Below are 11581 nucleotides of genomic sequence, written 5' to 3'. Positions count from 1 at the left end.
ACACTGGAGTCGGCGGTTGAATGTCTGATTATGGGGCGCATTGCGGACCCGCCCCCTTCACACCTCAATGCGCAACCAATTCCGCAATGCTGTTCTCGCTCTCGCTGCGGATCCCGGCCTTCTTGTCGCTCCACGCTTTCCACACCGGATCGCCGCGCAATTTGTCGCGCACGCTGGCGGTGATCTTCTGGCGCTGGCCGAACGCCGCCATGTCGCGATAATGCTGGATGAACAGCGAATCCCAGGGTGACCCGGTGCCGTAGCGGTTCATGTAGATCTCATAGCCGGTCAGCGCCCCGGTCTGGATCCAGCCATCGAATTGCGGCTGGACATAGCCCTTCACGTAATCGCGATATTCGCCCTCGTTCCGATATTCGTACGGGATGACGTAATAGACTTCGCCGTCCTTGAGCGCGTCGGGATTACGCGACCAGGCGAGGTCGCTCGAATAGCTCGCCACCGGATCGGCCAGCGCGATCCCGGCAGGGTCGAGCCCGCCCGGCTCGCTGCGTTCGAGCGCATTCCATTTGCTCACCGCCGCAAAGGTCGGAAAGCGCAGGATGACCAGCCCGTCCCACACCGCGGGCTGGCGATACCAGCTGTAGAAGATGCGGAAATCGGCGATCTCCCCGCGCGCCTTCATCGCGCGCAACCGCGGCGCCAGGTTGGTCGCGAGGTAGCGGCGGAACGCGACGCGATGCTCAAGGCCGGCGCGGTAGCTGATCACCAGCGACTTGGGCCCGTCGTTGAGCTCCTCCTGCGCCGCCGCGGGTGCGGCGAGCGGCAGGACGGCGAGAGCGACGAAGAGCGATTTGAGGAGGAGGCGACCGAACATGCTCGTGACCCTTTTGTGGGAAGGGCCGGCCCCGCCCGGAGCCGGCCGATAGAGACGAAAAAGAGCTTAGGCGTGGATCGGCACCGCCGCCCCGCCCTTGCGCGGCCACAGCAGCAGGATCAGCACGAAGATCGATCCGGTGATCAGCGTCGACAGCGGTAGGCCGATGCCCAAAGCCTCGGTCTCGGCCAGCCAGTCGCCCATTGCGGTGCCGGCGGTGCGCGCGACCGCGAGCGCGATCCAGTAGAACCAGAAGCGGTTGCCGCTGTCGCGCCGCCACGCGAACAAGGCGACGATCAGCAACGCGCCGAGGCTGAGCGAGGCGAACCCCTTGCCGATCAGCTTCGAGCAGACGTCGCCGATAAAGGTGCCGAACACGCCCGTGCTCAGCATCGCCAGCCAGTACGCCGTGCCGGTCGCGGGCATGCCCTGCGCCTCGGATTCGGCCTCGCGCTTGGCGTCGCTGCGCGACGACAGCCAGGCGAACCCGGCGAGCAACGCGGTCAGGATCGCGGCGAAGAGCGGCCAGTAGATGATCTTCTTGAAATAGTCGGCGATGTTGGTCGCGCCGGTGCGGATGATGATGATCACCAGCCAGTAATAGAGTTCGCGCGGGCCATGATCGCGCCGCTCGACCAGGAACACCGCCGCCGCCAGCGCCGCCAGGATCGAGGTGCCGAGGACGATGCCGAGCTTGAGTTCGTGCGAATAGAGATCGCCCATATTGGTGCCGAACAGGCTGGCGAAAGTGATCGCCGACCAATAGCGCGCGTTGACCTTCGGAATATGCGCAATCTGCATAGGGGGAGCTCCTTGAGGGGAAGAAGGCGCGTGCCGATCAGCTCGGTTCGGCGCGGGTGAGAAGGGTATCGGGCCAGCTCAGCGTGACGCGGAGGCCATGGTGCGGCGCTTCGCCGAGCGCGATCGTGCCGCCGGTCGCCTCGACCAGATCGGCGACGATCGACAGGCCAAGGCCATGGCCGGTGCCGGTTTCGTCGAGCCGTACGCCGCGCCGCAGCACGCCGTCGCGTTGGTCGGCGGGAATGCCGGGGCCGTCATCGTCGACGGTGAAGCTCAATCGCCCCGCATCGTGCGCGGCATCGACGCGAACGACGCGGCGGGCGTGACGGGCGGCGTTGTCGAGCAGATTGCCGAAAATCTCGGCGAAACTGTCGGCGTCGATGCCGATTTCCCAATCGGCGGGAATGTCCGCATCGAACACCAGGCTCATGCCGTTGTCGGTGCGTTCGAGCACGGCGAACAGGCCCTCGATCAGCGCCGCCGGCCGCGTCGCGGCCACGCCCTCGCCTACCCGGCTCGCCGCGGCACGCGCCCGGGCGAGCTCCGATTCCAGCACCGCGGCGGCGGCACTCAGGGTCTGATCGATCGCATCGGCGGCACTGGTAGCACCGGCCGCGCGCGCGACCCGGCTCTGCGCGGCGAGCGCGGCGAGCGGTGTCTTGAGCGCATGGGCGAGGTCGGCGGCGCGGCGGCGCGCACGGCCGAGATCGTCGCTGCGCGCATCGGCCAGCGTGTTGATCGCCTGGGCAAGATCGTCGATCTCGCGCGGATGGTCGTCGGACAGGCGTTGCGCGGGGTTGCGCGCCATCGCCGCCAGCTCGCGCCGCACGCGGCGAAGCGGCCATAGCCCCAGCTCGACCTGCACCCACGCCGCAAGCGCCAGCGCGACGCCCAGCGCGAGCAGGAACATCCCCATTTCGCGCGCGAACGCGGCGCCCGCGCGGTCGATCGGTTCGTCATCCTCGCCGACCCGCACCAGCACAATAGTGCCGCCGACCGACACGCGTCGCTCGACCACGATCAGATCGTCTTCATAAGGACCCGGCACCTCAGCTTCCTGCCAGGCCGTGCCGGTCGCTTCATGATCATCTTCGTCGGCCGACAGCACCTTGCCGCCCAGCGACGGCGATCCTGCGATCCCGCCCGGCGCGCGGACTTCCCAATAGAGTCCGCTCGCGCGCCGCCGGAACCGCGCGTCGAGATCGCCGGGATCGACCGACGGCCGCCCCTGCGCATCCAGCCGCACCGCCGCCGCCACGGCATTGCCGTCGCGGACCAAGGCATCGGCCATGCGGCGTTCGGTATAATGTTCGAACAATAGCCCCATGACATGCCACGCCGCCCATAAGGCGACGGCGATCGCCAGCGCGGCAAAGGCGATCAGGCGGAGGCGGATCGACCGCATGCTCAGCTCGCCCCGCCGGTCAGGCGATAACCGAAGCCGCGCCGCGTCTCGATACTGTCGCTGCCGATCTTGCGCCGCAGCCGCATGATCAGGGCTTCGATCGCGTTGACGTCGCCAATCTCCGACGTGCCGTAGAGATGGTCGGCAATCTCCCCCACCGCGATCGTGCGGTCGGCCTGATGCGCGAGAAAATTGATCAGGCGGAATTCGAGCGGCGAGACGCGCGTCTCGACATCGCGCACCAGCAGGCGGCGATTGCGCGTATCGACCTTGAGCCGCCCGATTTCGAGCACCGGCGCGGCATGACCGCCGGCACGGCGCAGCAATGCCCGCGCCCGCGTCACCAATTCGCCGAGCTGGAACGGCTTGGCGAGATAATCGTCCGCGCCCGCCTCGATCCCCTCGACCTTCTCGGTCCAGTCGCCGCGCGCCGACAGGATCAGCACCGGCATCGTCCGACCCGACGCCCGCCAGCGGCGCAGCACCGTCAGCCCATCGAGCCCCGGCAGGCCGAGATCGAGCACGACGATGGCATAATCCTCGGTATCGCCGGCGAACCAGGCATCGGGGCCATTGGTGATGCGGTCGACCACCAGCCCGGCTTCGGCCAGGCCGTTTTCGACGTCGATCCCGATATCGGGATCGTCCTCGACCACCAGCGCGCGCATCAGCGCCGCTCCTCAGGATGATGCCCTTTGATCGTCATCACTGCCTCCTATGCGCCTGGTTCGCTGACACTCGGCTGACAGATTGTATTTTCGCATTCGTCAGGACCGTGTCAGTAGAGATTTGCTAGGGAGGAGTCATGTTGCAATCGCTCGCCCCCCGTTCCGGCCCGGCGCTCGCCCTGCTTCTTCTCGCCGGGTGCGCTTCCTACACGCCGCGGCCGCTCGCGACGACGCCGTCCGATAGCGATATCGCCGCGCTGAGTCGCGACGCCGCGACGATCGACCGGCCGTATCTCAAGCCGGCCAATGTCGATCTCGCCGCACCGCTCGACGACAATGCCATCGCGGTGATCGCGGTGCTCAACAACCCCGATCTCAAGGCGATGCGGACCAAGGCCGGCGTCGCCGATGCCCAGGTGTTCTCCGCGCGCCTGCTGCCCGACCCGACCTTCAGCCTTGGGCTGGGCGGCATCCTGTCGGGGCCCGACCCGTTCAGCGAGATCGCCAGTGGGCTCGGGCTCGACCTCAATGCCTTGCGCACCGGCAAGGTGCGCCGTCAGGCGGCTGAGGCGCAGGCCAAGCAGGTGCGGCTCGATCTCGCCTGGGCCGAATGGCAGACCGCGGGGCAAGCGCGGCTGCAAGCAATCCGCATCCGCCGTCTGCAGGGCGCGATCGACCTGCTTCGGATCGACGACGCCGCGGCGCAATCCTTGCTCGGGCGCAATCTGCGCGCAGCGGCGCGCGGCGATGTCGCCTCGACCAGCGTCGAAGCGGTGCGGACCGATGCCGTCGCCACCGCCGACAAATTGCGCACCGCCGAACATGATCTCGACGCCGCGCGGCTCGAACTGGTCAAATTGCTCGGCCTGGCGCCCGAAACCCAGCTGCGACTGGCGCCGAGCGTCGACACTGCCCCCGCGCTCGACCCCACCATGTTGACGCGGATCGCGCTCGACAATCGCCTCGATCTGCAGGCGTTGCGCGCCGGCTATGACGCGCAGGAGGCCGCGGTCCACAAGGCGATCCTCGATCAATTCCCCAGCCTCGCGCTCAACCTCAATTTCACCCGCGATACCGGCGGCAACAACATCCTGGGACCGACGGTCGACTTCACCCTGCCGTTATGGAACCGCAATCGCGGCGGGATCGCGGTCGAGCGCGCGACGCGCGAGCAGCTCAAGGCCGAATATGACGCGCGACTGTTCCAGACCCGCGCCGATATCGCTGCGGCGGCCAGCGCGGTGAGCCTGGCGCGGCGCCAGCGCGACGCGGTCCGCGCGCAGCTGCCCGAGCTCGACCGGCTGGCACGCGTCAGCCGCGCCGCCGCCGCGCGCGGTGACGTATCGCGGGCGACCGCGGAAACCGCCGAGGGAGCGCTACGCGACAAAAGGGTCGAACTCGCGACCGCGGACCAGACGATCGACGAAGCGATGATCGCGCTCGAATTGCTGACGGGCGTGCCCAGGGAGGATTGGAAATGAAGGCCGGACTGGCATTGACCCTGGCGATCCTGCTCGCCGCCTGCGGTTCGAGCGAGGATGCCGCCGACAGCGAGGCCAAGCCGGTCGCCTTGGTCGCGCTTGCCCCCGCGCGACAGGGCGCGGTCGACGAGACGCTGACCGTCTATGGCGCGGTCGAGGCGGGAGCGATGGGCAAGCATGCCCTCGCCGCGCCTGCCGAAGCGACCGTCGTCGCGATCGAAGCGCCAGTCGGTACCAAAGTCGGCGCCGGACAAGTAATCGTCCGCCTCGCGCCCAGCCCGACCAACAAGCTCGATTACGCCAAGGCCGCGACCGATGCCGCCGCGACGCAGGCAGCTTATGCCCGCGCGCAACGGCTCCGCGCCGACGGGCTGGTCAGCGACGCCGACGTCGAAACCGCGCGCGCCGCGGCGCAAAGCGCGGGCGCAACCCGCGCCAGCCTGGGCGCGCGCAACGGCGCGCTGACCTTGCGTGCGCCGACCGCCGGCTTCGTCGAAAGCGTGGCGTCGGCGCCCGGCGACCTGGTCGCGCCCGGTACCGCGGTCGCCTCGATCGCCGGCTCGGGCAATCTGCGCGCGCGCTTCGGCATCGACCCTGCCCAGGCCTCGCGCGTCAGGCCCGGCATGGTACTGCGCGTCACGCCGCCGAGCGGCATTCCCTTCTCCGCGCCAGTGCTGTCGGTCGACCCGGTGGTCGACCCGACCACCAAGCTCGCGTCGCTGTTCGTCAACGTGCCCGCCGGGTCGGGAATCGGCACCAATTCCGCGCTCAATGGCCAACTCGACCTGGGCAGCACCGGCGGTGGCGCGGCGCTGACGATACCCTATGCCGCGCTGCTCGACGATGCCGGCCAGCCTTATGTCTTCGTCGTCGCCAAGGGTGTCGCGCATCGCCGCGACGTCGAGACCGGCGCGGTCAGCGGCGACCGCATCGTCATCGCCAAGGGCTTGAAGCCCGGCGACCAGGTCGTGACCGAGGGCGGCACCGCGCTCGAGGACGGCATGCAGGTGCGCACCAAATGAGCGCCGCGCTCTCGCGTCACGCGCGGTCGATCTGGCTCGCGGTTGCCTTGCTGACCCTGGGCGGCCTGCTCGCCGCGACCCGGCTGCCGGTCAGCCTGTTCCCGCATATCGACTATCCCCGCGTCGTCGTCGCGGTCGATGCCGGCGATCGCGACGCCGCGCAAATGGCTGCCGAGATCACGCGCCCGATCGAAGTCGCGCTGCGAGCGGTGCCCGGGGTCACGCGGATCCGCTCGACCACCAGCCGCGGCTCGGCCGAGGTCGCGCTCAATTTCGACTGGGGCGACGACATGGCCCAGGCGACGCTCGCGACGCAGGGCGCGATCGCGACGATCCTGCCCGATCTCCCCGCCGGCACGCGGTTCGACGTCCGCCGCTCGGACCCGACGATCTTCCCGGTGCTCGGCATCGCGCTGACCTCGGACAATCTCGACCAGCAGGCACTGCGCCAGATCGCCGAGCTCAAGGTGCTGCCCGCACTGTCGACCGTGCCTGGCGTCGCCGGCGTCGACATACTCGGCGGTTCCCCGCGCGAATTCGCGGTCGATGTCGACCCCGGCCGCCTCCAGGCGCTCGGCCTGACTTTGCCCGATGTCGCCACCGCGATCGGCAAGGCCAATAGCGTGCGCGGCGTCGGCAAGATGGAGGATCGCCACCGGCTCTACCTCGTTTTGGTCGAGAACCGCGTCGCCTCCGCCGCCGATATCGCCGCCATCCCGGTCAAGTCGGGCCAGACCAGCGGCGCCGGGCTGGTCACGCTCGGCCAGATCGCACGCATCCACCCCGCCCCCGCCCCCGATTTCACCAAGGTCACCTCGAACGGCCGCAACGCCGTTTTGGTCAATGTCCGCCAGGCGCTGACCGGCGACACCGTGACGATCGTCAAGGCGGTCGACGCGCGGCTGAAACAGGCCGGCCTGCCGCCCAGCGTCAAGGCGACGCCATTCTACGACCAGTCCGAACTCGTCACCGGCGCCGCCGACGCGGTGCGCGACGCGATCATCCTGGGCGCGATCCTGGCTGGCCTCGTGCTGTTCCTGTTCCTGCGCTCGGGCCGGCTGATGCTGATCACCGGACTGATGCTGCCCGCCGTGCTCGCCGCGACCTGCCTCGCCTTGTTCGCGCTCCATATGAGCTTCAACATGATGACCCTGGGCGGCATGGCTGCCGCGGTCGGGCTCGTCGTCGACGACGCGGTGGTGATGCTCGAACACGTCATGCGCCGCATGCAGGAAAAGCGTGCGACGACGCCGCCGACCTTGCTTGAGGCCGCCGCCGAAATGGGCCGTCCGCTGGTCGGATCGACCATGGCGACGATCATCGTCTTCCTGCCGCTGGCCTTCGTCAGCGGCGTGACGGGGGGCTTCTTCCAGGCACTCGCGGTGACAATGGTCGCCGCCCTCGCGGTGTCGCTCCTCTACGCCCGCTACGTCATCCCGCTGATCGCCGCGCACTGGCTGCGCGACAAGGACGCCGAAGCGGCCGAGCGCGCCGGCGGGTTCATGGGACGGCTTGGCAGCTGGTATTCCACAGCGGGCGACCGCGCGTTCAAACGGCCGGCGATGTTCGCCGGGATCGTCGCCGCCACGCTCGTCCTGCTCGGCGTCCTGGCATGGAGCCACGTTCCGTCGGGCTTCATGCCGGCGATGGACGAAGGCGGCTTCGTGCTCGACTATAAGGCGCAATCGGGCGCGAGCCTGGAAGACACCGACCGCCTGCTCCGCCAGGTCGAGGATATCATCCGCGCCACGCCCGAAGTCGCCAGCTATTCGCGGCGCACGGGCCTGCAACTCGGCGGCGGCCTGACCGAGGCCGACGAAGGCGATTATTTCATCCGATTGAAGGGCGGATCGCGCCGGCCGATCGAAGACGTGATGGCCGATATCCGCCAGCAGGTCGCGGCCAAGGTGCCGGGGCTCGAGGTCGAGCTGATCCAGCTGATGGAAGATCTGATCGGCGACCTCACCGCGGTGCCCGAACCGATCGAGGTCAAATTGTTCGGCGACGATCCCAAGCAACTCGCCGACGCCGCCGCCAAGGTCGGCGGGGCGATCGGCAAGATCGACGGGGTGGTCGAAGTGGTCGATGGCCTGCGCGTCGCGGGCGATGCCGTCAGCGTGCGCGTCGACCCCGGCGCCGCCGCGCAACAGGGGCTCGATCCCGATGCGGTAGCGAGCCAGGTCGAGGCGCTGGTCGGCGGATCGGCCGCGACCAATGTCCGCGCCGGCGAGCAACTGGTCGGCGTCCGCGTCCGCGCGCCCGAGGAATTGCGCCGCCGCACCGACCAGATCGCGGCGTTGGTGCTGACCGCACCCGACGGCCATGCCGTCCGGCTGGGATCGATCGCCAGGATCTCGATCGATCCGGGCCAGCAGCAATTGACCCGCGAGGATCTTGCGCCGTTCATCGCGGTCACCGCGCGGCTCGAAGGTCGTGATTTGGGCTCAGGCATGCGCGATGTGAAATCGACGGTCGACGGGCTGCATCTGCCCGCCTCAGTCCGCGTCGATTATGGCGGCCTCTATGCCGAGCAGCAGAAGAGCTTCGCCGACCTCAGCCTGGTATTCGCCGCGGCCGTCCTGCTCACCGCCTTGCTGCTGACCCTGTTGTTCGAGCGGCTCGCCTGGACCGGGGCGGCGCTCGCGACGATCCTGTTGTCCGCAGCGGCGGTGCTCGCCGGGCTCTGGGCGACGGGAATCGAGCTCAACATCTCGGCACTCATGGGCCTGACGATGGTGGTCGGGATGGTCACCGAACTGGTGATCTTCTTCCTCGCGGAAATCGATCGCGATGCCCCGCTGACGCTGGACGCATTGCGCGAAGCGGGTGCCAAGCGGCTGCGGCCGATCCTGATGTCGGCGCTGATCGCGGTGCTGACCCTGGCGCCGCTGGCACTGGGGGTGAGCCGCGGCGCGGGCCTGCAACAGCCGCTGGCGACGGCGATCATCTTCGGGCTGGCGGCGGCGGTGCCGTTAGTGCTGCTGTTCCTGCCCGCGGCGTTGTGGTCGATCGCGAACGTGCGGCGGCGCGATGTCCGGGCGGCCTGATCGATAGCGATGGTCTTACGTCGTCATACCGGGCTCGCCCCAGCATCCAACGTGCTAACGACAGGCGTCCGTTTGGGAGGCTTGCCCCCCCGGAACAAGTCCGCGGCGCCGGGGGAAGTTGGGAGCGATCTGGGCCGTGAACTCACAAACGCCCGCATAAGCACAAGGGCAGAACGGCTGAAAATGAGTGGTTAGCGCACGTTCGCGGTCCACTGTTTTTCAAAGTCAGATTGCGAAATGGCTTCCGGCTCGAACTGGGGATCGCCCGCAATAATGTCGAGCTGCGGTACGGGAGATTCTCCGAGCCGCGTTCCGCCGACTTCAACCCCGCCATAGGCATAGCCCACCCGGCCATCCGCCCAAATCTCTATTTTTCGGACCTCGTTTCGATCTGCGTCCAATTCACTCCACAACTCCACTGGATCTTTGGCGGAAGAATGGTTCCACAGGACACGTAAATGGTGTGGACCACCTCGTAGGAAAAAACTCTGGGGCCGCGGGGCACCGTCCAGTTCTCGCCAACCCCATTTGACCTCCTTAGCCACAAGCGCAGTAGAGATGTTCTCCTCTGGATCGCCGCCCATCTGTGCCTCGATGAGGCCGATGCAGCCCCAACAATCGCCGCCACAATCTCCAGAAAGTGGGTCGTCGGGAATCAGCATGGGCCTTTGACATAAGTTGCACCGGGGCTGGTCGCTCATATCTCCAACAATGTCCCGCCGCCTAAACGTCCGCAATGGGGTCGAGAGACGCTAGGCAGCTTCACACCCAATAGTAGTCGTTCCGGCGCGGTCATCGCGGCCCCAAAAGTCGCCATTCGTTCACACGGCCTGCGGACGACCACCCGGGCGGGGAAGCGGATGTTCAGACCGTGTTTCCGTCATCATCCCGAACGACGCCGCCGACGCGCTCTTGAATACGGTGCAGTGCGGAGACAATGTACTCGTCTACGTCGAAATCGAAGAAGCGTCCCGATACATCTGCTTGAATAAGGAAGCGTTCATCCTGTTCCACCGGATCGTCCTGTTCACCGACATATAGGTAACACACGTTACTGCCCTCTGGTCCGGTAAGGACTTTTGTCGAGTGATCGCTTTGTTCTGGAAACGCCTCGGTCAGCCCATCCGCGGCGATTTCGTAGCTGCTCAGACCTTCAATGAAATAGCTTCTCATTTGTTCGCGTCCGGGGTGAATGGGTTCTTGCGGTAGACGTAAGCGGCTCGCGCGAATGTCCGCAAGTGGATCGACAGCCGCCGTCGAATCACTCGAGCAACGAAGCGTCAGCTAGGCGCCCTAAAATCAGCCATTCCGGCCAGTGAGGCGCAATCCCAAAAGCCGGCATTCGTTCATGTCCCCGACCAAGGTCAGCTATTGGGTGGAAAGCTGCGGTTCGCCAAAGCCTAGCGAGTGGCGATTACGTGTTTAATAAACCCGCTATCGAGAGCAGATCGCACGTTGGTTGATCTGCTCTCCGCTCAAGAAGGAGAGTTTATGGGCGAACGTCCAACCCCTACGTACCATCACGACGAACAGAGGATTCTCACATATGTTTTGATTAAGCTGGGACTGCGCCATAGCCTGCCAGCCGGGTCGCATCATAGAGAGTTTTAGCGCGATAGATTTGTTCAGCGTTACGAACCGAAGCGAGCAGCTCACCATCATTCCATCCAACTTAGTCGCGTAATCTATCTGCAGCGGGAGTTCGCTTTTTAAACCGGCCGCATCGCGTTTTTCCATCGCGCAAAACTCGGCATCGGTTACGCGACCGCAAGAAGGACATGTGGCGCTCGCGCCGATCATCGTATTTCGATCAACGGGGCCTTTTGCCGTCGGCTGCAATTTATCGCATCCTGCCAGAGCTAGGACCGCAAAAACAAACAATACCTTCACTCCGGCCTCTGCGGCACAGGCTTATCCTTCACTAGCTTCAATGTGCGTGCCCCTGCTTCATTCACTCATTATAATAGCGACGTTTAGCCCTGGCCGCTACGCGCCCTAATTGTCGCCGTTCACGGCCACTTCCGGCGTTCCTAAAAGCTGCCAGCGGTAAGGCGAGGATTCGTGGGTGATAGAAAGGCGGCCGCTGCCGACCGCCTTCCTTCAACTGTCCTTGATCGTGGTGTTAGGGCTGCGCTTGCCGTGCGCGGTCGTCACGAACCGGCCGCTGATTGCGCTGCGGTAGGTGCCGCCCGTGCTACCGCCGCCTGACTGCTCGAGCACAGTCGTGCGCGGCGATGCCTTGCCGTGTTTCGTCGTTACAAAGCGTCCGCTAATCGCGCTGCGGAACGAGCCACTGCTTTTTGCCATAATGCACTCCTTGTG

General features: G+C 66.4%; 11 protein-coding genes. 3 read left to right on the top strand and 8 right to left on the bottom strand.

The window, feature by feature from the left end:
- Window positions 1–64 precede the first annotated feature (64 nt).
- The 4 genes from AC1DSD_RS05795 to AC1DSD_RS05780 all read right to left on the bottom strand — a co-directional run bounded on the left by AC1DSD_RS05795 (window position 65) and on the right by AC1DSD_RS05780 (window position 3709).
- Entirely contained in the window at window positions 65–835 is a 771-nt protein-coding gene (locus AC1DSD_RS05795) for a hypothetical protein (protein WP_478028973.1), read from the bottom strand.
- A 66-nt stretch (window positions 836–901) separates the two neighbouring features.
- Window positions 902–1636 (bottom strand): COG4705 family protein, encoded by a 735-nt coding sequence (locus AC1DSD_RS05790; RefSeq protein WP_478028972.1) that lies wholly within the window; start codon window positions 1634–1636, stop codon window positions 902–904.
- Between the two features lie 37 nt (window positions 1637–1673).
- Window positions 1674–3041, bottom strand: coding sequence for a sensor histidine kinase (locus tag AC1DSD_RS05785; protein WP_478028971.1), 1368 nt, complete (start codon window positions 3039–3041; stop codon window positions 1674–1676).
- Window positions 3042–3043: 2 nt separating this feature from the next.
- A complete protein-coding gene (locus AC1DSD_RS05780) occupies window positions 3044–3709 on the bottom strand; it encodes a response regulator transcription factor (protein ID WP_478028969.1) in 666 nt (221 codons plus the stop codon).
- Between the two features lie 137 nt (window positions 3710–3846).
- On the opposite strand from AC1DSD_RS05780, the gene AC1DSD_RS05775 reads away from it, so the two are divergent.
- From AC1DSD_RS05775 to AC1DSD_RS05765, 3 genes are read left to right on the top strand one after another with little or no spacing between them, the layout of a single operon-like run.
- Entirely contained in the window at window positions 3847–5190 is a 1344-nt protein-coding gene (locus tag AC1DSD_RS05775; RefSeq protein ID WP_478028968.1) for a TolC family protein, read from the top strand.
- Complete coding sequence (locus tag AC1DSD_RS05770; RefSeq protein WP_478028966.1) at window positions 5187–6212, top strand: efflux RND transporter periplasmic adaptor subunit; 1026 nt, start codon at window positions 5187–5189, stop codon at window positions 6210–6212. Before AC1DSD_RS05775 ends, AC1DSD_RS05770 begins: the two co-directional genes overlap by 4 nt.
- Window positions 6209–9259, top strand: coding sequence for an efflux RND transporter permease subunit (locus AC1DSD_RS05765; protein WP_478028965.1), 3051 nt, complete (start codon window positions 6209–6211; stop codon window positions 9257–9259). The genes AC1DSD_RS05770 and AC1DSD_RS05765 overlap by 4 nt, the downstream gene beginning before the upstream one ends.
- 191 nt (window positions 9260–9450) lie before the next feature.
- Here AC1DSD_RS05765 and AC1DSD_RS05760 read toward each other — a convergent pair whose 3' ends face one another.
- The 4 genes from AC1DSD_RS05760 to AC1DSD_RS05745 all read right to left on the bottom strand — a co-directional run bounded on the left by AC1DSD_RS05760 (window position 9451) and on the right by AC1DSD_RS05745 (window position 11566).
- A complete protein-coding gene (locus AC1DSD_RS05760; RefSeq protein WP_478028964.1) occupies window positions 9451–9921 on the bottom strand; it encodes a DUF6881 domain-containing protein in 471 nt (156 codons plus the stop codon).
- Window positions 9922–10123: 202 nt separating this feature from the next.
- Window positions 10124–10432, bottom strand: a complete 309-nt coding sequence (locus AC1DSD_RS05755) for a hypothetical protein (RefSeq protein WP_478028962.1) — start codon at window positions 10430–10432, stop codon at window positions 10124–10126.
- Between the two features lie 261 nt (window positions 10433–10693).
- Window positions 10694–11149, bottom strand: coding sequence for a hypothetical protein (locus AC1DSD_RS05750; protein ID WP_478028961.1), 456 nt, complete (start codon window positions 11147–11149; stop codon window positions 10694–10696).
- Window positions 11150–11359: 210 nt separating this feature from the next.
- Complete coding sequence (locus tag AC1DSD_RS05745) at window positions 11360–11566, bottom strand: hypothetical protein (protein WP_478028960.1); 207 nt, start codon at window positions 11564–11566, stop codon at window positions 11360–11362.
- Window positions 11567–11581 lie beyond the last annotated feature (15 nt).

It is taken from the genome of Sphingomonas sp. P4_D12 (assembly GCF_056401895.1).
This window is presented reverse-complemented; position numbering and strand designations above follow the sequence as displayed.